We start from the raw sequence: 25865 nt of genomic DNA, 5'->3' as shown, positions 1-25865 counted from the left end.
TGGAGCTTCAGGCTGAGACCAGGTTAAGTAGAGGATTCTGTAATTGCTCTTTCGCCATCCTGTACACTCTCTTTGTCACTGGCAATGTCTTTATAAAGCTGGTTAAAAAACTGACCCTTGGCATCCCAGCCATATAGCTCGCATACTCGTTTCCGCCCAGCGTCTCCCATGCGAAGACGTAAATTAAAATCGGTTGCTAGACGCTTCATAACGTTTGCCATATCCTGGGTTACTTGCGCTGGAGCCGTTGCAGCGATTTTGAACCCAGCTTCATCCGAGATTTGGATGGCTGGACCACCCAGATTTAAGCAAATGACGGGTCTGCTTGCTGCCATTGCTTCCAGGCAAACCGTTGGCGAGAAGTCATGTAGGCTGGGATGCACTAACGCATCACACTGTCCCAAGTAGTGAAGTGTTTTGTCTCTAGGAAGATTGCCATAGAAACGGACGCGATCCCTCACTCCAAGCTCATTAATTAGTGCCTCTAACTGCTGACGCTCTGCACCATCTCCTATAATCCAATACTCACTATCTGGTATGTTGGCGTGGGCAAAGGCGCGTAAGCCCAAGTGGAAGCCCTTCCAATGCAGCAAGCGTCCAATACTGACAAAGCGGATTCCTTTTTTTTCTGAGACTTGAGGCAGGTTTCCCAGCTCTTCTAGCTCTTGCTGGTTAATCCCTGTTTGCCCAGGAATCACTTCAATGCGCCGAACACCTAACACCTTGAGTCGCTCTGCTGTCTCTGGCGTGGAAGTAATCGCGACTGAGCTACGAAATGCCGTTAAACGAACAAAGGGGTCAAATTCTCCTACGGTTCGGGCTAGACTACGCAGTGTTTCATAGATTTTGTTCGTTAAACTGAAATCTAACCAGAGAGAATGAGGGACTGATTCACCACCGCCTAGCGGACCCCAGACAAACGGTATAGGTAATAGTGATAGAAAACTTGGAGCGCTGTAACGACCGTAGGTAACGTGATGGACTAAATCGAACTTAACTTCACGATGGAGTTTGCGAGCAGCAAAGTAAATGGCAAACTGCCACAGATAATGATGAAGATGAACCCCCCGCTGATCACGCTTCCACCAGCGTAACCACGTTGGTAAATCGTAAAAGATCACACGTAACCGCGAATTTGGGCGCTCAGACAGCTCTTTTTCAATAGCTAATCGATTTTCTTCACGAGTAAAGACACAAACATTGTGGTATCTTGCTAGCTCTTGAGCCATATTCCAGCCAACCCCAGGCTCAGATCCTTTATCGGGTCGGCACGCATATGCTGACAGTAGAACGGTCAAAGGTCGCCCAGTATTATCCAATGGGGTTGCTTCCATTTTAGTTACCTCAAGTGATCAACCGTAGATTGAAGTCCGATTTGACTTCTAGATGCGTTAGTGGCTGCATGATGCTTAGACGATCGCTGTAATGCCTGGTCAGGCATTAATGATTCATAAACTTGAGCAACTTGCTCAGCCGTTGTTTCCCATGTAAATGCTCGCACTCGTTCTAAGCCTTTCTGACGCAGGCTGGTGCGATAATCCACATCATTCTGTAAGTGATGTACGGCTTCAACAATGGCGTTGACATCTGTTGGCTCAACCATAATTGCCGCGTCCCCAGCAACTTCTGGTAGCGAAGTGACATTTGATGTAATGACGGGAGTGCCACATGCCATTGCTTCTAGAACTGTCATACCAAACCCTTCATAAAAGGAAGGAGCCATAAGAATGTCAGCAACGTTGTAAATTTCAACCAGGGTTGCTCGGCTTGGCTTACCTAAGTAGGTAACGCAGCTTTCTAAGTTGTGAGTTTGTAAGAAGGTCTTCTGCTCTACAGTAAAATCGGCACCCGTTTTCAGCAGGTGTACTGGAAGCTCTTTTAGCCTTAAAGCTTGCAGGGTATGCAGAACTGTAAAAACATTTTTGCGGGGATGGTTAGAACCTACATTGAGTAAGCAGATTGTGTTGGGTGAAATTCTGTAGCGTTGGCGAAACTTTACTAGCTGTTCTGGTGGAAACGGCTGAAAAAGAGGCTCTACGGCATTGGGCGCGACTGTAATCTGCCCTGGCTGTACGTTAAGCAGTTGCGTTACATCTTTTGCGGTATAGGCTGAAACGGTAACGATATGATTCGCTTGACGAATACCCTGTACTGCATACTTCCAGATAGCAGCACTGATTAAGGGAAGCTTTGCTTGGTCACTAATATTCTCAGGCTGTAGAAGGTTGATTAAATCATGGCAAGTGACAACGGTTAACTGATTAGCCTTTTTCAACCAGTAAGCAATGTGTCCATCACTATGGTCAATAATATGGAAAATGTCTGCTTTACGGCTTTTGACTTTAATAGGGTATTGCCAGTAGCGCTGATAGTATTTCTTCAATCCATTTAGAATTGTATTTCCCTCGTTGGTTGGAGTGCTACTGGGGATTAGTTCCACAATTTCCCAGTCTGGTCGAATGGTCTTAAGACCACTGACTAAACCATCGGCATAAACATCCATACTGAAGGATGCACTGGGCGCTCTACGGACAATTGCAACACGCATAGTCTTTTTTCTACTGCTGTATTCCCTATACCAATGAGCTAATTGATTATCCGGAGTGCAAAGGAGGTTTTGGTTAGATGTGCCCTTTAGCTTCGGATGTTGAGTATGGCTCTAGCTGATATACACCCTGGTTATCTTTAGGTTTTAGGATTTGTTGCCATAACTGAATTAAGCGTTGGGCGATGCGTTCATGGGTGTAATACTGATGCACTCGATCGAGGCTATGTTGCCCTGCCTGTTGTCGCCACTCTGGTTCACAGATTAAACGTTCTAACACCTTAGCTAGAGCACTTGCGTCCCCTTCAGGAAAAACGAGATCGGGATGACCAACAACATTAGGAATTTCTCCACAGGTTGAGCCGACAACAGGGATTCCCATTGCCATTGCTTCAATCAAGACATGACCAAATTGTTCTTTCCAGGTTTCAATGGTGCGGGAGGGAAGCACCAAAACATCAAACTGAGCCATTTCTTGAGGTACTTCATCGTGGCGGACTCCACCTCGCCAAACAAATTGATCGTTCAGGCTGTATTGATTGACCGTTCCTTTAAAGGTTGCTTCGTCTGATCCCGAACCGCAAAGAGTAATTTGGAAGTCGTAACCGCGATCGCGCAGAATGCAGGCTGCTTCGATGAGTAAATCAATGCCTTTGTGATGGGAGAGGCGACCTACGAAACCGATGGTTAGTTTAGCGGTGGCTGATTTAGGACTGGGTGGGGCAAAGACGGTTGTATCTACTCCCATTTGAGGCATGACTTCAATGGGTTTCTTGAAGCCCCACTGTTTCATAATTTCTGCGCCTTCATGATTACCCGCAAGAATCAGTTGGGTTGTATTAAAAACAAATTGACGAATCCATTGCCGGAAGGGAGACAGTTGGCGAGCCATATTCTCCCAGCCAAACAGCACTAATGGTTTGCCAAATAGTTTTGCAAACAGGGCAATCTCAAAGGCAGAAAGTGAAAAGACTTCTTGTTCAACCTGAATAATATCTGGGCGAAAATCCCTGATAGCCTTTAGTACAGCTAGAGGAGAGTAGAAGTAGGCTCCGGCACGCCCACCAAACCAAATTCGGGTAGCATAGGCTTGAATGGCTGGATAGGGCGTTTCAAGTTCAAGCTGTTTGTTCCATTGGGGAGCATCCCACTTTGCAGGGACGAGTAAGCCAACATCAACCACTCCAGTTTCAGCGATCGCGTTCAGCTTGCCCTGGTTTAAGCCAACGATATAAGTGTGGCTGACGAATAGAACACGTAGAGAACGACCATCTAAAATTTGGCTCTCCTGAATTTGGGAGACCACATTAACACAAGTCATGATAGTCTCCTTTTTGCATCTTCAATACCCTCTAAAATTGCCTTTGCAGTTTTTTCCCAAGAAAATTGTTGAGTGACTCGTTCACGTCCGGCTAGCCCCATCTGAAAAGTTCGCTGAGGGTCTTGCATCGCTTCAATAACTGCATCTGCAAGACGATCAGTTTGTTTAGGTGGCGCTAACCAGCCTGTAATCCCTTGCTCTACGATCTCAGGAATAGACCCAGTATCGTAGGAAACTACGGGAAGCCCTGCTGCTTGTGCTTCTGCGATCGATCGTCCAAACGATTCAGCTTGAGAGGGGAGAATTGCCAGGTGTGCCCATTCCAGTTCTCGCACTAATTCTTGAGGGTTCAAGCATCCTAGAAACTGAACTTGATCAGCTATACCACATTGATGCAACGCTTGCCATAAAGCCTCTTCATCACCCCATCCTGCAATTTTTAGTTTCCAGTTTCGGTATCCCCGTCTAGCAACTTCACCCAAAGTTGTAACAACATCAAAGACTCCTTTAATAGGAGCAAGGGAACCATAAAAGATAAAGTTAGAAATTTCTTCTATATGTTGTAATCGCGGGATGCCACTGAAGATTGATTCAATGCCATGACGTGTATTATCAATTCGATTGGGTTGTAGATGAAAAAGACTAACAAGCTCTTTTTTAGTGAAGTTAGAGAATGAAAAAACAACATCTGCCTCCTTAAAAGTACGCCAGCGGAACCACTCATCTACCCACCGCTTAATAAAGCGGAACTTAGTCTCACGGTTTGCCCACTCTGTATATGAAGGCATCGCTGCAATCATGCCAAAAACAATCTGCTTAGATCTAAGCAAAGGCGGTAAGAATGCGGCTTCGTAACCCCAACTAATTACAGCATCCACTGAATGTCTATCAGCAATACCACGAATTGTTTGAGCAACTGCAATTCCAGAAAGTAAATACTGAAATCGATTCGGTGCAACTGAAACAACTCGAATAGTCTGTCTGTCTGAATCTAATGGTGGCGTAGACATTAAAGGCAGCAGAATTACTTCGATGCCAAGTTTCTCTAAATTATGAGCAATTTCTAGGCAAGTTCGTGTTCCGCCACCAGGCGCATCAAGAGGATACGGATGAGTAATAATGACACGTTGTATTGACATATCGCTGAATTATGTTCGGGTAGTTAGGATTTTCAGGCAGTCGATAGCAGCTTTAACCAAGAAACAGAGAACTAAACTTCCCACTAAAAGCAAAATGCAGCACTTTAGCAGACGGAGTTTACCCATTCATAGGCTCTCTTCCCAAAATCATGTATAGGTTCAATTGCTACTGAATCAATTGCAAAATCAGACATTCTACCACTTTTCAAAACATCCTTAAGTTCGTCAGCACTGCTGACACTTAAACCATTCTTAAATTTTTTATGAAAAGCTTTAATTTTGTCGGTTTTAGAAATAGAAATGTAGGGAATTCCTAGTCCGTAAGCAGTAATTGCGCCATGAAGCATAGCTGTGACGACAAAATCACTTTTGAGATAGTAATTTTGAATTATATCTGTAAGCCCTCTAAAGGAGTATTGATAGTTTGTGGTCAATCTTGTATTTGAGGTTGCTTGACGGAGAACTTTATTGATTTCTATTGTTTCTAAATCAGTATAAATCTGAGGTTGATAGTAAACAAAGGTTGCATCATCCCCAATTTTGCTGTTCTTATCCAGCTCTTTCTTAAAATCTCCTAAGTAGGCAACTGTTGGGCATGCACTAATGTGAGAATTTGTGAAATTAAAAGTGTCAGCCGTTAGCTCATCTCGAACGTTGACCAGATCACATCTTTGACCAATTTTAGAAACCACTTCTCTATAAGAGGGGCTAATTTCCTCAACATTATCTGTTCCCACGCCCCAAATAACAGTCGGAAGCTTACAGTGACGCAAGAAATTTGTCCAAAAACGCTCAAACTTTCCATTCCCTTTGACCAGAAGACCTGCGCCTCCTATAATGACGCATTTATAGTTTTTGTTCACAAACTCAAAATCAATATTGCTATCGTGGATACACCATGTGTCAGGGGCTTGCAGAATCATTTTTCTAATCCCTAGAACTGGCAGATAATTACCAATATTGTCAATGGAGGAGTAGAACTGTATTACTGGAGATTTCGCTTTGCGGTTTTCAGGTTTGACTCTAGAAAGATCATAAAATTGACATCTACGATCATCAAGAACAGACTTAAAAATAACATGTGCTGCTTTAGTCGAAAGACGATTAAACTCGTACTTCTGCTGTGCTTTGATAAACATTAGAATGCCTCTATTTGAGTTTGAGTTGGTAGCAAATGGACGTATTTTCAAGAAAGTAATATGACTGCTAGAATTAGAGAAATCTAATCGAGTAGCTTCTGGTAATTCTTTAGGATATTCGATAAAATTTCACAGCTCTCAATTGATCTAGGCAAATTAGTTAGAATATAATCAACGGCAATTTAATACACTATCGTTCGCTCCCAAGGGTAACAGGTTTGATGCTTAAAACTAATCATTAAGGAAGCACCTTAATTAAGTTAATAAAACGTACTCTAACCAATTGTTTTTAGTTTAAAATCCTTTAGTTTCCTTGCAACAAAGTACCTGTAAATAAAGAGGAGAAAAGTTAAAGACATTGAGGTACCTAAGCTTACACCAATAGGTCCTAGCCAACGACCGAAAAAAATTGAGGCGGCAAAATTCAGAATGCTTGACGGAGGAGCTACTAATGCTTGCAGTTTAGCCTCCCCCAAACCATTCAGAAAAGTTCTGACGCTAATTGTAATTCCATTAAGAATTACAGTGAGAGACATTGCCAATAGCAAGTAATTTTCTGGAACTAGGCTTTTACCTATTAAACCGTGAATAATTTGCTGACCAAAAATTACTAAGAAGAGGCTTGCTGCCACAGTAAAATATAGAACAGTCAACGTAGACCGTCTGAAGGTTTTTGCTGTCCATATATAGTCCTGGCGCGCTGCTGCTTCAGCGTAAGCTGACCATAGAGGAAAGACAAAAGACATTTGGACTACACCAATCAAAGAAAATAACTTTAATGCAATGCCATATTTTGCAACCTCAACAGCACTGAATAGTTGAGCAACTATTATCAAATCAGTTTGCAAAAGTAGAATGGCGGCTACTTGAGCTATCCAAAACTGAGAACCAATCTTTAGTAAGGCGGAGGCTTCATTCCATCTAAAGTAAGCGATATTTGGACGTAACCAAGGTCGTTTCCAATAAAAAATATGAATCGCAGCAAAAATATTACCTAAAAGATTTGTCCCAAAAACTGCGACTACTAAAACTGTAAGGCTAGCTTGATAATGAATCGCAACAATCAGTGAACCAATAGATATAATATTCGACAGACCAATCCAGAGGCTAGACCAATATCCTTCTTGATAGGCGTTATAGATCTCTAGGGGTATGGTTAAAACTAGTTGAGCTAGAAAGACAACTGCAATTGCCACCATAGCTGAATTTGCATCATCTATAGCTAATGAGGATCTAACGTTGAAAACTCTTGACCAATCAATATAAGGAAAAGCAACCCAAAATATTAGTCCTAGCCCTGAGGCAATAGTGATTGATAAACATACAGCATTAGATACTGCGGTTTTAGCTAAGGTCTCATCTTCTTGTCCGTCAGCCGTTGCTAAAGTATTCTTTAAACTCTGAGCCAAGCCTAAATCTGCTGTAGCAACCCAACTTAAGAAGGTGCTCAGTAAAAGCCATAAACCATATCGTTCTGCACCTAGGTACTTCGCTGTTAGCGGTACAGAAACTAAAGTAATTGCCATTCTTGTGAATCGAAATGATAACCCTGATATGCCAGATAAACCCGCTCTAAAGATTCGGCTTTGTCCTCGATCTGATGGCTTAAATTTCAGAATTAGATCTTTGAATACCATAGTTGTCAGATTGGAGATTGCTGGATCTTTGACGAAAACCTTTTCAATATCTCTATCTTTAAAGATCTAGTAAATGTATTTAGAAAGCTAATCAATACATTTGGCAGTGGTAATCTCTACAGAATTGTAATTAGCTCTCAGATAAATCTTTAATCCTTTTTGCTGGTATGCCTGCATAGACTCCATTTGATTCACAGTCCTTGGTTACTTCTGCTCCAGACAAAATCCAGCAACCAGAACCGATTGTTACTCCTGGCAAAACTCTAACGCCAGCGCATATCCAGCAGCCAGACTCAATGCGAATTGGCTTTCGGTTAAGCTTACCAGCTCTTTTTTCACTAGAGCCAAGACTATGTGTTGCTGTAATAAACTGAACGCTCATGGCAATATTACATCTGTCTCCAATTTCGATTGCCGCTCCATTATCGAAAAAGGCATAGTGATTGATCAGTACGTTATTGCCAATTTTCACCGTGGATAGATTTGGGTGTGTAAAAAAGCAATGAGAATAGACAGTTATGTTTTTTCCCATCGTTAAAGCAGACATTTTGTATAGCCGCCAGCGGAGACGATTTGGTATCACGTCACTTGCTGCAATTGCGTTGACTAGCTTCAACATTGCGGTCTAATCCTTTCTAAGTTTTCAAAGCTCTAATCGTTAGCTTTTAGCCTCTTTTCATCTGCTATATGTTGCAGTATAAAAAAGTGTAATCAGGATGTTTACTAGGGCGATCGCTCATCTTCATGCATTCTTTAAGTTACTAATTCATCTAACAATTCACCACAGAGTTAGCGAACGGCTACACACATTAGAGACAATGCAGCCGTCGCAGAATAAGGATTAATTCCAGATAACAATTGCCCAATTGGATAACGCCAATGTGGTGGAGCACCATAAATACCCTGCAATGCTGCCGCCCCAATCGCGTTGTTATGAGGATATATATTGACGCTAAAACCCATTGGCTCAAGCGTTCTGTAGAATAATTCTTGCGTTACACCGTCACCGGGTTTGTGATGGACTTCGGTAGCTAGTGCCGTTAGTCTTTCCTCATCAGGAACATACAAACTACGGAGAAAGAAACGGTAAATGATGCCTAAACGAGCTTTGTAAAGCAGCAATCCTAATCCTTTATAGTTCCAGGCTGTAAGCTGTGGATCATGATCCACAATTAACATCCCACCAGGATGCACTAACCGTGCTGCCTCTGCTAACACTCTGGGCATATCATCGCAATGATGCAGACTAGCATTGATTGCCACAATATCAGCGAATTCTGAGGTTAGTGGCAGATTATGAGCATCCGCCAGCACAGGCATATAGCCGATGCTTTGTGCCATCTCCAATGCTCCTCGCGCCACATCAACCCCAATCAAAAGTTTTGGCTTGCCGCCCAAAGTGGCATACAAGTTCCCTGGACCACATCCAATATCCACCACAATCTTGTCGTCCCAGCTACCTGCTGCTGCATACCACCGCTCTCTAAACGCTGCATCACGGTGGCAGGCTTCAAAATAAGTGTTTGCCCAGACTGGATGACTGAAATAGACGCTATTGGCTTGAATTACAGGAGTCTCAGGGAGAGGGGATAGCAGAACGCTGTCGTCAAAATTGACTTGATGATCCGGAGCCAAGAAAGATTGCAAGCTTGCATATACACTATGATTCATGTCTCTACGTAAGGCAGGTGAATATGCAGATGTGAAAGGGATTACTTGAATGAAACTTCTTTACAGAAGCGCACCAAATGACCGTTTCTAACCATTGTTTTAGAGAGAGTCGGTCAGGTCTAGTTTTGGTTCTACTTAGCTACTCAGGTCTATTTGAATACGTAGCACGAGCCAAATCTCAGCGTTGAGCCAAAGCTGTAACGTCTTTACCTAATCTCCTTGTTATTACAGCGTAATAAAACGTAATCAGGATATTTACGGCGCGATCGCTCGTCTTCATCCCTTCTTTAAGTTATTGCGCTAGCAGCAGCCGTAGATTCTCGCATGCCTCTTGCTGCAGGACAAAGACTTTTACGCTTCTAATACTGATACGGATAGGAGTTTGGTGACTAATTGGCTTGAGCGTGGAGCCGTAAGCCGTTGAAGCTTTCCGGCATTTCTTCCGGTTCCGGCCACTTTTACTTGAAAAGTGGATATGCCACGCGTTGTACCTGCATTTGAACGTACGGCATTCGATAGTTTAATTGCCTACGAGTAATTAAAGTATGTGTAGGGCTTACGTGAAATCGCAGAACTTTATCCGGTGTTCGTCGGTCTACAGAGTAAGTAGTTTTACGAAGTAACAATTTAGCAAAGCTTACTGTTCCTTGATTGTTATCTCACACGTCTACTTCATTGCCGGAGCGTTTGCATGATTTTTATGCGTCATCAACTTATCACACCAAAAGCGGGTTTTGCTGTCCTGATGCTGGCGCTTGTTGCTTCTCCAGCTTTAAGTGCAACTCCCACCTTTTTGCCCCCTGTTAGCCAAGTGCAGCCAGGCGTGGTTCCTTTTGAAGAGAGTTCTTACGTACTGGGCGCAGGCGATCGCCTCCAGATTGATCTCTTTGATGTACCTGAATATAGCGGTGAGAATGGCAGACGGCAAGTGTTAGTCGATGGCACAGTCAACCTGCCGCTTTTAGGCTCTGTCTCTGTACGAGGGTTGAGCTTAAAGCAGGCTGAGTCCGAACTGTCTAGACGGTATGCCCGCTTTTTCAAGCGATCAGCGGTGACCGTGACGCTGCTGACTCCGCGCCCTTTATCCATCGGAGTCTTGGGCGAGGTCAGCCGTCCGGGTACTTATACCATTCCGCTAGCCAGCGAGGCAGGCGGCACCCAGTTTCCCACACTGACCAAGGCACTACAAACGGCCGGCGGCATCACTCAGGCAGCGGATGTTCGGCAAGTGCAAATTCGCCGTCCGCAGCGCCTTGGTGCCCCCCAAATTATTACGGTTGACCTGTGGAGCTATGTGCAAAACGGGAGTTTACAGCAGGACGTAACGCTGCGAGATGGTGATTCAATCTCGGTCGTCGCTGCCACTAATCCCAATCCAGCCGAGTCGTTGCTATTGGCAGACACAACCTTTGCTGGTGAGAAAGGCAGACCCGTCAATGTGGCGATCGTTGGTGAAGTGTTTCGCCCTGGCTCCTATCAGGTGATTGGTACGAATGCTCGAACTGGAGCCGCTGGCGCACCGGGTACAACACCTGCCAACACAACCAATAATGCTGATAAGCCCCCAACGATTACGCAGGCGATTCAGGCAGCAGGCGGCATCAAACCGCTGGCAGACATCCGGCGCATTCAAATTCGGCGACCCACGCGATCAGGGGCAGAGCAAACCATCAACATCAACCTGTTGCAGCTTGTGCAAGCAGGCGACCTCAAACAGGATGTTATCTTACAATCGGGTGACACAATTTCGATTCCGACTGCAACCGACCTCACTCCAGCAGACGCTGCTCAAATTGCCAGCGCGAGCTTCTCGCCCGACACCATTCGGGTGAACATCGTCGGTGAGGTGAAGCAACCCGGTGTTGTACAAGTGCCACCCAATACACCGATGAATCAGGCGTTGCTAGCATCGGGCGGGTTTGACAATCGACGGGCACGCAAGGGTCGCGTTGAATTGATTCGTCTTAACCCGGACGGGACAGTGGTGCGTCGAGATATATCAGTTGACTTTGCTCAGGGCATCAATGAGCAAACCAATCCGGCAATGCGAAATAATGACATCATTGTGGTTGGGCGATCGGGCTTAACCAGCGTCACTGATACGCTTGGCACTGTTCTTAGCCCACTATTTTCCTTATCAAACTTCTTAAGAATCTTTGGTGTTCCCTAAGCAAACCTGTTGCCAATGGTGCATTAGTTAGCGGTGCTTTTGGTACAACGCTGGTTAAGTTGAAACGCTTGCAATGATGCGCCTTCGTGTCGCTGCCTCTGATGTGAACGCAAGAATGCATACGGTGCCCATGGAAACTGAACACTCCTCTCTCCATTCCTCTAGAACGTCTGGTCGATTGCTACAGCCAGCCTCACTGGCTTTAGAAACGGATGAATCGACGTTTAGCATGACTCAACCCTTCGATATCATTCGGCGACGGCTGAGCATAGTGCTGGGGGTGTCCATCGCGGTCGCAGCGGCAACGATTCCTCTAAGCTTGTGGGCGGCAGGTCGCAAGCCACCCCAATATGTTGGCTCGTTCCAAATTTTGGTCGAGCCTGTCACCGCCGAGGAGCAATATAAGCGCCTGCTGCTCGACCCGCAACAGCAACCAGGGGAGTCTTTGCAAACCGCACCAACTGCACTGGACTACTCAACCCAAATTCAAGTGCTGCAAAGCCCTAAGCTATTAGTTCCGATCGTTCAGCAGACGCAAGCAAAGTTCCCTGACGTTGACTACAATCGCATTGCATCTCAGATTGCTATTGATCGACCTCAAATCAAAAATGCTAAGAAAGATGCACCTGGCTCAAAAATTCTGCAAGTGACGTATCAAGATGCTGACCCCGAAGTGGCAGATTATGTCTTGAAGCAGCTCTCAGCAGCCTACTTAAAGTACAGCCTGGAACAGCGACAAACCAACATTGGGCAAGGGGTCAAATTTATTGACACTCAGTTGCCACAGTTGAAGGAGCGAGTGAATACGCTTCAACGGCAGCTACAGAGCTTCCGGCAACGCTATGGCATCATTGATCCAGACACCCAGGGGAAGCAAGCGGCTGACCAGTCCGCCAATCTAGAGCAGCAGCAGATGGACAATGCGACCAAGCTTGCCGAAAGCCGTGCTCGTCGCTCAGCCCTGCAACAAAACGCGAGTACTGCCAATACGGTTTCCATACTGGCTGAAGCGCCGCAATATCAGGCGTTGTTAGCCAAGTATCAGGAGCTTTCGAGCCAAGTTGCCCTGGAAACCGCTCGATCGCGCGAAGAAAACCCAACGTTGCAGGCAATGCGCGATCGCCAGCAAAATTTGAAGGCGCTGCTGGATCAAGAAGCCCAGCGAGTCTTGGGTAAGGTCAACGACGACATTCAAATTCAGCAGGCACGTGATCGCGCTGTTGCTCAGTCCAAAAGTGCAGTAGACGCAAAAATTCAGCAATATCCATCATTAGCGCGGCAGTACACCGATATTGAGCGAGAACTGACCATCGCCACCAACAGTTTGAACGAATTTTTGGGGAAACGGGAAGCACTGCAAATTGATGCGGCACAAAAAGAAGTGCCGTGGGAGTTATTGTCACCCCCGCAACTGGCGCGCGATGCTGACGGTCAACCACGAAATATAGCCGCTAACCTCGCGCTGAACTATCTGGGTCTCGCGGTCTTCTTAAGTCTCGCGCTGGGCATCCTCGCTGGTTTTCTTGCCGATACCAGCAGCAATGCGTATCACACGACCAAAGATATTCGGCAGGCAACCCGCCTACCCTTGTTGGGCATCATTCCACTCGACAGCGATCGCGCGAATCCTCAACGATCGTGGCTCTCAAAGCTACCGTTCATCAAGCGCAAGCGCCGTCTGTCTACCCATGTGCCGCCTGTTGCGCCATCCCCGTCATCCCTGGATTTACCAGAGATTCCGGCTGCATTTACACCCGCACAAACCTCATCCAGTGTTGGTGCGTCACCCTTTATAGAGGCGTTTCGATCGCTCTACAAAAACATTCGTTTGCAGCGTGTAGATGCCACGGTGCGATCGCTCACCGTTAGTTCAGCCGAACCAGGCGATGGCAAATCGACGATCGCGGTTAATTTAGCACACGCGGCAGCAGCAATGGGACAACGGGTACTGCTAGTGGATGCCGATCTGCGCCATCCACAAGTGCATCACATCATGGAGCTGTCAAACCAGTGTGGGCTGAGCGATGTCATCACAACCAACATCAATGTTAGGACTGCCCTTCAGCCATCACCAACCCGCGATAACTTGATGGTGCTGACAGCAGGACGAACCCCGATCGATCCGGTTGAGCTACTGTCATCCGGTAAGATGCGCGTCTTGATGGAACGCTTTCAGATGGTGTTTGATCTGGTCATTTACGACACCCCACCGTTGGTTGGTTTGGCAGACGGCAGCTTAGTCGCTTCGCAAACGAACGGGCTAGTGCTGATCGTGCGGGTGGGTAAAACGAAGCGTCCCTCAGTCGCGCAAGCCATGGAAGAGCTGAAGGTTTCGTCTACCAATGTTCTGGGCTTGGTGGCAAATGGTGCTGTTGAGGCAATGACCCCTTACAGCTACCACTATCAGCGTTATGTCAAGCCGTCAAACGGTGCGGCTCCTGTTGAACACCTTTAACCTCGGCTCCTCAAACTGTCTTTTAGCCTTCCGATCGTTCCCTGCTGCCAGATGACTAACACCTGAATCGTCCCCTGATTTGGTAAGACGTATGCGCTCAACCTCCATTGCTACCAACGATTCCACCGACTGGCTTGATTTAGCGATCGAGGCGAGATCGTTCGACCAGCCTGTGATCGCGCCCGTATCGTCGCTGGAACTAGTTGCAAGCCCAGAAGCAACACTAATAGAGGCAACACGAGAACGTCCCAGCTTGTTCAATCGGCGTACCGGGGCACTGGCAGGAGCCGCGATCGCCCTGGTGGGAGGCACTACTTTGGTGCAGCTAGCCAACCAGACAGACCAATATGAAGGCAAGTTTCAGCTTTTGGTCGAGCCAGGTGCTGAGACAACGGTTCCTGCCGCGCAAGCTAACGCGCAAGCCACGCGATCGACCCCTACCGTCGATTACGCAACCCAGATTCAGGTGTTGTGGAGTCCCAAGTTGCTCGCGCCAGTGGTGCAGCAGCTCCAGACGCAGTATACCGACCTCAACTACGACACGCTGGCGCAGAAGCTAGACATCACGCATCGCGACGACGACAAAACGCTAGAGATCCGTTATCAAGACCCTGACCCGCAAAAAGTGCAGGCAGTGCTCGAAAAAGTGTCGCACGCCTACCTGCAATACAGCCAGCAATGCCGCACGAACCTCTGTCGCGAACTAAAGTTTGTGGAAAAGCGACTACCCCAGATCCAAAAACAAGTGGTGGTCGCACAGCAAAACCTTCAAAGGCTCCAGCAGCGGCATGGCATCACTGAACCGACAGCACTGGGGCAACAGTTGTCTCAGCGAAGCAATGTGCTGGTGCAACAGCGCCAAGCCTTACAAGTTCGTCTAATCGAAGCACGCACGCAGCTTGCCATTTTGCAGCAGCGATCGGGGCAACCGCGTCTGTCATCAGCGGATGCAGATCTGGCAGAGCAAACGCTGACCCGAAACGATCGCTATCAGTCACTCCTCACACAACTGCAGACGATCGCAGATCAGCTAGCCGTCGAGCTTGCCCGTCCGCAGCCAGATAGCGCCACGCTGCAACCTCTCAAACAGCGCTATCAGGTGATTTCAGCCCAAATGACCGAGGCGGCACAAGCGCCAATCGCCCGCCAACTCGCGCAGGCGATCGCAGATTTCCAAGTAGGGAAAACGACTGACTATACCGCGATCGTGCAGCAGCAAAACCTGTTGGAATGGGTGACAGCCGCAACTCAGGTGCGGGTGCTAACCTTGACCGAGCAGGTAATTGCACAAACCGAAGGGCACGTTCAGCAACAAATCAAACAATGGGCAGTGTTAGCCCGTCAATATGCTGAACTTAATCTGGAGTTAAAGTTTGCCACTGATAATCTAAACCTGTACACAGCTAAACGTGCTGAACTTCAGCAGTTCATTACCCCCCGAACGAACTGGCAGCTAACGAACGCGCCCACGGTTGAGCAGGTTTCCTCTGGTGCTCTTTCTGATCTAGAGCAGCGTTTGAGTTTGGGGCTGTTGCTCTCGTTCATGCTGGTGATCTTGGTCATGTCGATCGCTGACCAGACCAAACAAACCAAACCGACCGGGCGACAGTTACCGGCTATTCAGCCAGAGTCGCTGCCTCAGACCTTCTATCAAACAGCCTCCTATCAAACAGTCTCCTACCAAACAGCTGTCATCAATCAAGCTGCGGCCCTTTTCATGCCTGCCGTAACGGCTCTAACGGAACGAACAGCCCAACACCAGCGCACAGCCCTGTTTCTCTTGACGGCTGCCGTCCGTCTTGAGACGGTAAAACGGACGAAACTCACTGTCTAAGCCAACTGCCACGCTACTTTAAACAACTGCTAGCCTGAAGGTACTCTGCTAAATGAGCGTATGCATAGACTCTTGACAGGTCCCCTGACAGTCGAACGGTTGCAGTTGCCGATCGCCGACTTACCTACTTCGCTCAAAGGCGTGACGCTGACACAGTTCTCAGATTTTCACTTCGACGGGATTCGGCTCTCTGAAAAACTGCTTGAGGCGGCGATCGAAGCCAGCAATACACTGGAACCGGATCTGGTTGTCCTCACAGGCGATTTTGTCACCGCTGATCCTGCTGCTATTCATAACTTGGTGCCCTGGTTAAAAGCGCTGCAAAGCCGAGCAGGCATCTATGCCGTGTTGGGCAATCACGATATTTGCTATCGCCGCTCACGACCGGAAGTGACAAAAGCACTTACTAGCATTGGCATTCAGGTTTTGTGGAATGAGGTTGCTTACCCGCTTGGTCCTGAACTGGCGATCGTAGGGTTGGCTGATTTTTGGTCGCCATCCTTTAATCCTCTGCCCGTGCTGAAGGCGATCGATCCCAGCATTCCACGCATTGTCCTGTCGCACAATCCCGATACGGCTGTCCCGTTACAACAGTGGCGTGTAGATCTGCAACTTTCTGGGCATACCCACGGTGGTCAAGTCGTGCTTCCTGGCGTCGGCAATGTGTCGCAGCTTATTTCAACAACCTATTGCAAACTACCCAAACAAGCCAGACGCTTTGTACCCTGGATGAAAGAATGCGCTCGAGTTTCTAAACACTGGGAATGGGCACAGGGATTGCACAATGTAGGCAACAATCGTCTCTATGTCAATCGCGGTCTTGGTACTTACCTGCCAGGTCGCCTCTTTTGCCCACCCGAAGTAACCGCTATCACACTGCTTTGATAGCTGGGTGGCGATCGTTTAGTTGAGAGCAACGCTCATCTTAAGAGAATCTAACGATTTAGCTGCCTGAAGCGGAAATACATCCCTAGTTAGACCTCGACGGTTGGCACTACCGAGTAGAACTGTATACATAAGCAAAACAGCATTTGTATAATCAGGTTCCCTCCGTATGTCTTCGCAAGTCTATCGTCTCCTTGCCGTTGATGACGTTCCAGATAATTTATTTCTACTGCAAACAATTTTAGAAATGGAAGGGTTTGTAGTCGATGTGGCAACTAGCGGTAGTATTGCACTACGTAAGATTAAAGCGGCACCACCCGATTTAATCTTGCTGGATGTCATGATGCCTGGAATGAATGGCTATGAGGTAACACAACAGATCCGGCAGGATGACACCCTCCCGTCCATCCCGATTTTGTTGATCTCTGCACATGATGAAGCCAGCGCAATACGCGGCATTGAGCTAGGGGCAAATGACTTCATCTGCAAGCCAATCGACTTCAACGAGTTGCTTACCAGAGTCCGTACCTACTTGCGCCTGACCCACAGCGTTGAGCCTGGTAAGGTTGAGCTAGCTCCTGTTGAGCCTAATAATGCCGTACAACCGACTAGGCAAGTTTCGCACCTGGGGCAGATTCAGTAGTAGTTTGTCTCTTAATAAAGCAATAGCGCCTGATACTCTGCCTCCAAACCCTGGCATTCGGTAGACACAGTGCTTTTCACACTGTTTAGACGAGATAGTTCCAGTTCGCGATCGATCTCCCGCGATTCCTTTTGCTTCAAAAGATTATCGAGTTCAGCCTTACGCGCCTGAATGTCGTCGTTGATCCGCTTGATGACTTCGCGTTCGTACGCATCAAAACACTCTTGTACAGCGCTATAAATCGGTTGCCATTGCGCTTGCACGACTTGAGGCAACTGCTTTACCAATTCAGTTTTGATGGCTTTGGTAAACTGCTTACGGGCATGATCGGCTTGTAGTGCACCGACACCGAGACCAATAAGCACAAAGCCGATTGGACCCAGCATGGCACCAAAGACAGCAGACGCCACGATCGACACGCCTGCCGTTGTAAAGAAGTTTAGTAAGATACTTTTGAAGTCAAACCCAGATGCCGCCAGTGCCGCACCCGCGAAGTTACCTGCTGCCAGCGAGAACAAACCCATTGCCCATTTTGCCCAGCCAGGGCTATCGTCATCGGGCGTAGACCCAAGGCGGGTCTCAATTTTCTGCCCCGTCAGCTTCTCTGTAATTTGATCCGTCACTTCTACGTAAGACGAACCATAACGGGCAGCACTTGTAGACAATTGGGCAAACGCTTCGTTTAACTCTTTTTCGGCAGTCAGCGTCCAGGCAAAGAATTTGTCGTTGACATACTGCTGAAAGCCCTGTTGCGCGGTAGCGGTGAACTGCTCTCGCTTGCTTTCGTTAAAGAAATCTAGAAACTGAAGCTCGGTTGGCTGATAGCGCTGAAAGTCTTGCTCAAAGGTATTTTCCAGATTTAGAACGTAGGTTTTGAAGGAATCAGCGATCGCTCGTGCCTTCCGATCTCTCATTGTCCGAATCTCGTCTCGAAATTCATCCCGAATGCCGCTCAATTGACCAAACTGCGGCTCGACTGAGGCAATCCGCTGCTTGAGTGCCTCTACATCTTGATCTAGTAGGGGAATGCGCCGCGCGATCGCCTCTTGCACCCGCGCAAAAGCTTGACGAGCCAGTGTGCGCGCCTGACGGAATTCGGCGATCGCCCGCTCCTGCGTCAAAAACGTGTTCAGTGACCCCATAAATTCAGCAAAGCCTGTGCCTTCGAGTGAAGCAGCAGGATTTTTGATCCGTCGCCGCAGTGCTTGAATGGCGGAGACTTCAAACACCCGTTCTTCGTAAAGATCAGCACCATCCACCTGGCAATAGTCAATCAGATTGGCGTGAAACACCTTTCGCAGCTTTGTTTCTGCCTCTGCCATTTCGTCTGCATCATCCGGATCAATTAGCCCTTCTCTGACCTGATCCCAAGCGTTGATTAAGAAGAAAACGGATAGCCCTCGATCTTTAATGTAGTTTTCTAGATAGCGCCGTTCTGCCAGCGTACAGGGTTGCGATGCCCGCAAAACAAACAGAATAGCGTGGCAGTTGTTGATGTAGCCTAACGAAAGCTCATTCCGTGCTTCGGTATCGTTTAAGCCGGGGCTATCTACAATTTCTACTCCCTTCTCCAGAAGTGGCAGCGGATACTCTACAACCGCATGGCTGACATCAGGAAACGCTTGCTGTTGCTTTTGTTCCAGTTCTTTTGCTTCTTCTGGGGCGATCGTATACCGCTGCTTAAAGCTCTTGAAGTCGATCGGCTCTGGCGGCTTACCATCGTTAAAATACACCGTCACCGTCTTCTCAGCACCGTACTTGAGAATCGTCAATAGTGCCGTGCAGGGATTCACATCACTGGGCAGCAAGTTCTCACCAATCAGGGCGTTCAAAAACGTGCTTTTGCCCCGCTTCATATCCCCTAGCACCAGCAACCGGAAGGCACCCTGCCGCAAATTTTTGCTGGCGACCGCTAGATCCTCAATCTCCCGCTCTAGCCCCAGCTTGCCCGATGCCTTCTCGCTAGCAGATTCAGCTTGGGCGAGTGTTTCAGCAACCTTATTAAGGTGCTCTGAGATCTGTCGTCGCGCTCTAACTACGCGATCAAGGTCGTTGAGAAAGCCATCTGTTTCGATTTTGTAACTCATGGTGCGTGACGGTGAGAAAGGGTATGGATGGGGATAGAGGAAGACACAGGCAGGGGGATCTCGATTTATAGCGTTTATAGCGCGGAAAAAGAGAATCGGTATGCCACTACTCTCAGCATCCCTAGAGAAGCAACCCGTCAAGCCTTATTTAAGGTAGAGCAGCGATTGTCAGCAGCACCAGATTATGAGAATCATCTACGCAAATACATTCAACCATTAGCAAAACTTAACGAAATGCGTTAGCTTTATTAACATATGTATCGTAAATTTATCCATTCGCCATCATCACAAAAATCAAACCATGCCTAAAAACTCTCTTCTAGCCGCTGTTTTCAAGCCCAATGTGAACGTTAATCTGCTTTCGCAAACATCCTTTGCACTGCTTCGCGTAGTAGTAGGCATGATGATCGTTCATAACGGATTAGACAAACTCTCTAATATTGAGAGCTTTTCTCAGGCATATGTTCAGGTCATTGGCTTGCCATTCCCCCTTTTCTTTAGCTATGTTGCTGCCTTAACTGAACTCATTGGCGCACCGTTATTGGCACTGGGCTTACTCACTCGTCCTGCGGCGCTGGGTCTGTTTTCAACCATGTGTGTGGCAATGTATCACCACATCCTGGTCGCTGGTTTTAGCATTCCGTACCTGGAACTATCAGCCGTTTACGCAGCTTGCTTCCTTTTCTTTGCCATTAATGGTGGGGGCTTGTTTTCTACCGATGCACTGTTGGCAAACTGGTTGGATGCCAGTGCGCTGTCTGCTCAGGCAAAGCGGGTGATGAATCTGGAGAAGGTGTACGAAGCAACCAGTATTGTGGAGCCGAAAGTTAACGCTTAAGAATAAGCGAACCGAATTAACGTCTACTCTGGATAGCAGCAGTGAGCCCTGGGGGAAACTTCAGGGCTTTGTTTTGCGTACTTGTTTTGCGTACACAGCTACCTGGCGATCGCCCCAGTATCCATGCAACAAGTGCTGGCTGTCACTTTCCCCTCTGGATCGTCCTTAATCCCGCTTCATAAAGGGGAAGCCGCAGGTAGGGGAAGCTTGATTCGCAGCGTGCAAAAAGGGAATTTATACAATGCAACTGTTACGAGTGTCAAGCGCAGCGACAAAAGACAGTCGCCAGCAAACCGGAAAAAATAGCAAGTCTTAACTCAGAGTTTAGGTTTAGCCCTGTCGCTTGAAGGTTTGGTAAACCTATGTTAGAACGGAATCCCGACGACTCAAGCTGAAAACCTATGCTAGCGGTGATTGTGGCGATCGTACGACTCATCTAAAAAGAGGCTTAGGGTAGCTGAAGGGGCTGTTCTACGCATACACTCAAATGGCAAGAATCACAACGAACATGAGGCTGTCTGTCCATGAATCACCCTTCTCCAACGTCAGTCATGTCAAATCCGATCAAGTTTGGTACAGATGGCTGGCGGGGGTTAATTGCCGCAGACTTCACCTTCGATCGCCTGACGTTAGTAGCACCATTAGCGGCTCATGTCTTGGCGAACGTCTATGGCAGCACGACTGCCAAGCGGTTAGTGATTGTGGGCTACGATCGGCGCTTCCTGTCCGAAGACTTTGCGCTGGCAACGGCTGAAGCAGTGAGAGCGGCTGGCTTTGATGTGCTGCTGTCAGATGGTTACGCGCCCACACCTGCCTTTAGCTGGGCTGCAAAAGAACACAATGCCTTAGGCGCACTGGTTATCACTGCAAGCCATAACCCTGGCAGCTATTCCGGCTTAAAAATTAAGGGTGCGTTCGGCGGCTCTGTCTCACCTGCGGTAACGCAGCAAGTAGAAGCGCTACTGGCAGAGGGCAAAACTGTGCAGGGCACACCGGGTAAGCTACAGACCTTCAATCCTTGGGAAGGCTACTGCAAAGGGCTAGAAACAAAGGTAGATATTGCAGCCATTCGGCAAGCCATTCAGCAGGGCAAGCTGACCGTTTTTGCGGATGTGATGCACGGAGCGGCGGCAGGTGGTCTGGAACAACTGCTCAAAACACCCATCCGAGAACTGCATAGCGATCGCGACCCGTTGTTTGGTGGCGGCGCACCCGAACCGTTACCGCGGTATCTAACCAGCTTTTTTGAGCATATTCGCGCCTATCGGCAGGAAAATCCGGCTGGCTTGGCAGTGGGGCTAGTGTTTGATGGCGATAGCGATCGCATTGCGGCTGTAGATGGACAGGCAAACTTTCTCAGTTCCCAAATCCTCATCCCAGTTTTGATTGAGCATTTGGTTGCTCGTCGTGGCTTTAGCGGTGAACTAGTAAAGACCATCAGTGGTTCTGACCTGATGCCCAAAGTAGCGGCACTCTACAACTTGCCGGTCTTTGAAACGCCCGTTGGCTATAAATACATCGCCGATCGCATGTTGGAAAGCCAGGTGCTGCTGGGTGGCGAAGAATCAGGCGGTATCGGCTACGGTAACCACATCCCCGAGCGCGATGCCCTGTTATCAGCGCTGTATGTGCTGGAGGCGATCGTCCATTCTGGATTAGACCTGAGCGACCTCTACCGCAAGCTACAAGAACGAACGGGCTTTTTCTCTAGCTACGATCGCATTGACCTGCCCCTTGCCAGCATGGATGTACGGGCAAAGCTGCTGAACCAACTCCAAACCAAGCCACCAACTGAAATTGCCGGGCATCGCGTCATTGATTGCCTCTCTGTTGATGGCTACAAATTTCGCCTCGATGACCAAAGCTGGCTGTTGATCCGCTTTAGCGGCACAGAACCAGTTTTACGGCTCTATTGCGAAGCGGCGACCTTAGAGCAAGTGCACAAAACCCTTGCCTGGGCAAAAGATTGGGCAAATTAGCGCAGTAACTTAAAGGCGGTACTTCGTGCCGCCTTTTGTCCCTCAGCCCTCTAAACAGGTAGCGCTGGCTCAACCTGATTGGGAATCGCCGCGCCCGAATAGACCAACCCTCGCTGTAGATCGAGGGTGACAATTTCGCCATCGCGGATGGCTGAGGTCGCATTCTTCACGCCGACGATCGCGGGTACCCCCAGGCGCAACCCAATCACAGCCGCATGGCTGGAGAGGCTACCGTCTTCAGTGATAATGCCAGCCGCTTTGCGAATGGTATCAATCAATTCAGCGCCCGTATGTTGTGCCACTAGAATTTCGCCGGGATTAAAGTGGCCCATATCCGTGCTGCTATGGATTATCCTTGCTCTACCGCTAATCATACCCTGACCAATGCCCACACCCTTACCACGTACGGCTGTGACCATTTCTACCTTAATCAGGTCGGTGGAGCCAGAAACACCCTGCAAGGTGCCAGCAGTCATGACAACGAGATCACCTTCACACAGAAGATTTTTCTCTTGAGCCACATTCAGCGCAGCTTGAAACGTCTGTCCCGTTGAGGGCAAATCCAGGACAAGTAGTGGCTTGACACCCCAAACAAGCTGAAGCTGCCGCGCGACATCGACGTGAGGCGTAATCGCTAAAATGGGTTTAGCGGAGCGAAACTTAGAGACATTGCGGGCAGTGGCTCCTGTTTTTGTGAGGGTCATAATCGCCGCTGCATCTAACTGGTCGGCAATTTGACTCACAGCATGGCTGATCGCATTGGGAATCGATCGTCCACTGTCTTCGATCGCCTTCTTCCATTTTTCCTGTTCGATTCGCACCGCAATACGTGCCATGGTTGCCACCGCCTCAACGGGATGTTTACCCACAGCAGTTTCGTTCGAGAGCATCACCGCATCCGTGCCGTCCAAAATGGCATTCGCCACGTCAGAAATTTCAGCACGAGTTGGGCGGGGGCTATGCACCATGCTGTCTAGCATCTGAGTCGCGGTGATGACTGGGATGCCCATGCGATTTGCCGTCAAGATCAGCCGCTTTTGCAGCACGGGTACATCTTCTGCAGGGAGTTCTACGCCCAAATCACCCCGTGCCACCATCACGCCATCGCTGATAGAGAGGATCGACTCCATCTCTTGAATCGCTTCATGTTTTTCAATTTTGACGATTACAGGCACATTTTTGCCCGCACTGGCGATCAGTTCTTTGATTTCCAGCACATCCTGCGGGTTTCGCACAAAGCTGAGGGCAACCCAATCAACGCCCTGGTCAAGCCCAAAGGTCAGGTCTTTGCGGTCTTTATCCGTCAGTGCCTTAATGGAGAGATAAACGCCCGGAAAGTTGACCCCTTTGTTGTTAGAAAGGGCACCACCAACGACCGTGATGCAGTGAAGTTCGCGTGTGGCGCGATCGACCTTCTCGACAAACATTTCCACCTTGCCGTCATCCAGCAAAATGACCGAACCCTCTGGCACTTCATCTGCTAGCGGTTCGTAAGTAATAGAACTAATGGTCTGAGTGCCTTCTAGAAGCTTGCTGGTAAGGGTGAAGCGATCGCCCTTGTTGAGAATAATCGACCCATCTTTGAACCGTCCCAGTCGAATTTTTGGTCCCTGCAAATCTTGCAAGATGCCGACTGGTTGGTTCAACTCAAACGAGGTTTGGCGAATGAGACGAATGCTGCGCTGGTGATCCTCATGCGTTCCGTGGGAGAAGTTGAGGCGTAGAGTTGTTGCACCTGCCTCGATCAGCTCGCGCAGAACCTCTGGACTGCTAGTTGCTGGACCAATGGTGGCAACAATCTTGGTTCGGCGATGGGTATTGGAAAGCGGCATTTATCTTCATCTTGAGGAGTAAGAAGGGTGCCAGGGGCAAACTGGCACGGGCGGAATCAGTCAATGTATCTGACTAGCGTCAGTTTGCCGCATTCTACAGTGTCCGTGCAAGTATCTGGGCAAAAAGGCGCTGTTAAAGGATTGCTGATGAGTCGTTAGTTTTAAGCCTAGTAACTGGTAAATGGCTATAACAGCCACTTCCACTCAAAAAAGCTACGCTCTTTCACCTCTTCATCCCTTCACCCTTCCCATCTACCACTCTCGCAACGCGATCGCCACACCCTGTCTCAGCGGCTCCGGCAAGTCACTATGTGCCAACTGTTCTAGCCGCTGACGGGCAGTTTGAGCATCGAGAGCTTTAAGAGCCGCAATAGCATGGAGCCGTACACCCATCGCTTCATCTGCCAGAAGCTGCATCAGAGTTTCGAGCGCGTCTGGTTGCTCTAATTGACCGAGACCAAGCGCGATCGCTTGTCTGAGCGTAGGCTGATCCACTACAAGCGGGGTGGCAAGGGTAGCCATTAACAGTTGAGCTGCCTGGGGCTTGGTTTCGGCGACTTCCCACTGCCCAACAGCAGTAATGAGCGCCTGACAGAGCGGTTGGGCTGCTGGCTCCTGCAACAGAGGCAGGGCTTGTCGAAGATAATCTAGGGCGATCGCGCTGCCAATCCGGGTGAGTGCCCAAACAACCTCGATTTGCAAGGGTAGTGGCGTTTGCGGAGACTTGAGCACAGCAAAAAGCGCCTCTGCGGCAGCATCGGTGCCCAGCCGTCCCAGCGCGATCGCCGCTTGCTGGCAAACTGCCGCATTGGTATCCCGCAGGCGTGGCGACAGTAGCGTGACTAACGCCAGTGGTAGAGTCAGATCGTGGCGAAAACCTAACGCTTCAACCGCAACCTGTCTGACTGTTGCATTCTCGTCATGAAGCGCGTTTACCAGCACGGGCGGCACACGAGAATCATGAAAACTGCCCAAGGCTTCGATCGTGATCGCTCGGACTGCCGGATTAGGATCACGCACCACTGTCAGCAGGGGAGCAATTGTTTCCGAGCGACGAATGTGTGCCAGCGACCGCACGGCAAAGAGGCGTGTATCGTTGATCGCCAGGAGGTTTGTTAGGGCAGTGATCGCTGTCGTACCCAAATTTGCCAGCGACTCGGCTGCCATACTGCTGAGTTCTTCACTGTCAGTCGTTTGCAGCAAATCCATTAATGCCCTGATGACATCAGGATGGCTATAGCCACCGAGAATCCGGACAGCAAACCAGCGTGCTTCCAGATCAGCCGTATCGTCCTGAAGTAGGGTGATGAGCGGTGCGATCGCGCGATCACCAAAGATAGGAAGCACTTTGGCAATCTCCCAACGGTCTTGAAAGTCGCCCGCTTCAAGAGCGGCGATCGCCAGTTCCAGCAGCACCACCATCTCAGCCGCTGTGGGCAGCGACGGGTTGTGATCGACAGTTGCAGGCACATGAGCGGGAGCCTTGCTCAACAACTGCTGTAAACAATGCGTCAGTAACGACCAGTTTTCCTGGCGAAACGCTTCCTGAGCTTGCTCTAGCACGTTTGACATTCGTTCAAGTTTACAAAGTTGCCCCATTCTGACACAGCGCTGTCACTCAGCACACCGATCGTGCCGCTAATTCACTGAAGAAGCACAGCCCATCTATTCTCTAGGCAAAAAGTAAGGA

Annotated in this window: 19 protein-coding genes; 8 read left to right on the top strand and 11 right to left on the bottom strand. The window is 48.5% G+C overall.

Annotation, left to right across the window (positions count from 1 at the left end):
• Positions 1-23: 23 nt before the first annotated feature.
• From H6F86_RS01830 to H6F86_RS01795, 8 genes are all read right to left on the bottom strand, one after another.
• Positions 24-1334, bottom strand: a complete 1311-nt coding sequence (locus H6F86_RS01830; RefSeq protein WP_190446397.1) for a glycosyltransferase family 4 protein — start codon at positions 1332-1334, stop codon at positions 24-26.
• A gap of 5 nt (positions 1335-1339) precedes the next feature.
• On the bottom strand, positions 1340-2548 hold the full coding sequence (locus H6F86_RS01825) for a glycosyltransferase family 1 protein (RefSeq protein WP_190446396.1): 1209 nt from the start codon (positions 2546-2548) through the stop codon (positions 1340-1342).
• A gap of 73 nt (positions 2549-2621) precedes the next feature.
• The gene (locus tag H6F86_RS01820; RefSeq protein WP_190446395.1) at positions 2622-3866 is read right to left on the bottom strand and encodes a glycosyltransferase; all 1245 of its coding nucleotides are present in this window, start codon (positions 3864-3866) and stop codon (positions 2622-2624) included.
• The gene (locus H6F86_RS01815; protein ID WP_190446394.1) at positions 3863-5005 is read right to left on the bottom strand and encodes a glycosyltransferase family 4 protein; all 1143 of its coding nucleotides are present in this window, start codon (positions 5003-5005) and stop codon (positions 3863-3865) included. Before H6F86_RS01815 ends, H6F86_RS01820 begins: the two co-directional genes overlap by 4 nt.
• 104 nt (positions 5006-5109) lie before the next feature.
• Positions 5110-6144, bottom strand: coding sequence for a polysaccharide pyruvyl transferase family protein (locus tag H6F86_RS01810; RefSeq protein ID WP_190446393.1), 1035 nt, complete (start codon positions 6142-6144; stop codon positions 5110-5112).
• Positions 6145-6419: 275 nt separating this feature from the next.
• Positions 6420-7670, bottom strand: a complete 1251-nt coding sequence (locus H6F86_RS01805) for a teichoic acid transporter (RefSeq protein WP_190446392.1) — start codon at positions 7668-7670, stop codon at positions 6420-6422.
• Between the two features lie 241 nt (positions 7671-7911).
• Positions 7912-8328: an acyltransferase gene (locus tag H6F86_RS01800; RefSeq protein WP_190446391.1), complete on the bottom strand. Its 417-nt coding sequence runs from the start codon at positions 8326-8328 to the stop codon at positions 7912-7914.
• Positions 8329-8570: 242 nt separating this feature from the next.
• A complete protein-coding gene (locus H6F86_RS01795) occupies positions 8571-9452 on the bottom strand; it encodes a class I SAM-dependent methyltransferase (protein WP_190446390.1) in 882 nt (293 codons plus the stop codon).
• 700 nt (positions 9453-10152) lie between these two features.
• Here H6F86_RS01795 and H6F86_RS01790 point away from each other — a divergent pair.
• The 5 genes from H6F86_RS01790 (at position 10153) to H6F86_RS01770 (ending at position 17439) form a co-directional block, all read left to right on the top strand.
• Positions 10153-11622, top strand: a complete 1470-nt coding sequence (locus H6F86_RS01790) for an SLBB domain-containing protein (RefSeq protein WP_242033314.1) — start codon at positions 10153-10155, stop codon at positions 11620-11622.
• 73 nt (positions 11623-11695) lie between these two features.
• Positions 11696-14077 carry a polysaccharide biosynthesis tyrosine autokinase gene (locus H6F86_RS01785; protein WP_190446388.1) on the top strand — a complete coding sequence of 794 codons (2382 nt, stop codon included), beginning with the start codon at positions 11696-11698 and terminating at the stop codon, positions 14075-14077.
• 91 nt (positions 14078-14168) lie between these two features.
• Positions 14169-15911, top strand: a complete 1743-nt coding sequence (locus tag H6F86_RS01780; protein ID WP_190446387.1) for a hypothetical protein — start codon at positions 14169-14171, stop codon at positions 15909-15911.
• Positions 15912-15971: 60 nt separating this feature from the next.
• Complete coding sequence (locus H6F86_RS01775) at positions 15972-16796, top strand: metallophosphoesterase (protein ID WP_190446386.1); 825 nt, start codon at positions 15972-15974, stop codon at positions 16794-16796.
• A 169-nt stretch (positions 16797-16965) separates the two neighbouring features.
• Positions 16966-17439 carry a response regulator gene (locus H6F86_RS01770; RefSeq protein WP_190446385.1) on the top strand — a complete coding sequence of 158 codons (474 nt, stop codon included), beginning with the start codon at positions 16966-16968 and terminating at the stop codon, positions 17437-17439.
• 11 nt (positions 17440-17450) lie between these two features.
• Here H6F86_RS01770 and H6F86_RS01765 read toward each other — a convergent pair whose 3' ends face one another.
• Entirely contained in the window at positions 17451-19526 is a 2076-nt protein-coding gene (locus H6F86_RS01765) for a dynamin family protein (RefSeq protein ID WP_190446384.1), read from the bottom strand.
• A gap of 27 nt (positions 19527-19553) precedes the next feature.
• Here H6F86_RS01765 and H6F86_RS01760 point away from each other — a divergent pair, with 27 nt between their 5' ends.
• The 3 genes from H6F86_RS01760 to H6F86_RS01750 all read left to right on the top strand — a co-directional run bounded on the left by H6F86_RS01760 (position 19554) and on the right by H6F86_RS01750 (position 22343).
• Entirely contained in the window at positions 19554-19769 is a 216-nt protein-coding gene (locus H6F86_RS01760) for a hypothetical protein (protein ID WP_190446383.1), read from the top strand.
• A 58-nt stretch (positions 19770-19827) separates the two neighbouring features.
• Positions 19828-20364, top strand: coding sequence for a DoxX family protein (locus H6F86_RS01755; RefSeq protein ID WP_190446382.1), 537 nt, complete (start codon positions 19828-19830; stop codon positions 20362-20364).
• A gap of 551 nt (positions 20365-20915) precedes the next feature.
• Entirely contained in the window at positions 20916-22343 is a 1428-nt protein-coding gene (locus tag H6F86_RS01750) for a phosphoglucomutase/phosphomannomutase family protein (RefSeq protein ID WP_199304934.1), read from the top strand.
• 50 nt (positions 22344-22393) lie between these two features.
• Here H6F86_RS01750 and pyk read toward each other — a convergent pair whose 3' ends face one another.
• Complete coding sequence (pyk, locus tag H6F86_RS01745; RefSeq protein ID WP_190446380.1) at positions 22394-24175, bottom strand: pyruvate kinase; 1782 nt, start codon at positions 24173-24175, stop codon at positions 22394-22396.
• 252 nt (positions 24176-24427) lie between these two features.
• Positions 24428-25747 (bottom strand): HEAT repeat domain-containing protein, encoded by a 1320-nt coding sequence (locus H6F86_RS01740; RefSeq protein WP_190446379.1) that lies wholly within the window; start codon positions 25745-25747, stop codon positions 24428-24430.
• Positions 25748-25865: the final 118 nt, after the last annotated feature.

This window comes from Phormidium sp. FACHB-592 (assembly GCF_014695795.1).
GTDB lineage: Bacteria > Cyanobacteriota > Cyanobacteriia > Leptolyngbyales > Leptolyngbyaceae > Stenomitos.
This window is presented reverse-complemented; position numbering and strand designations above follow the sequence as displayed.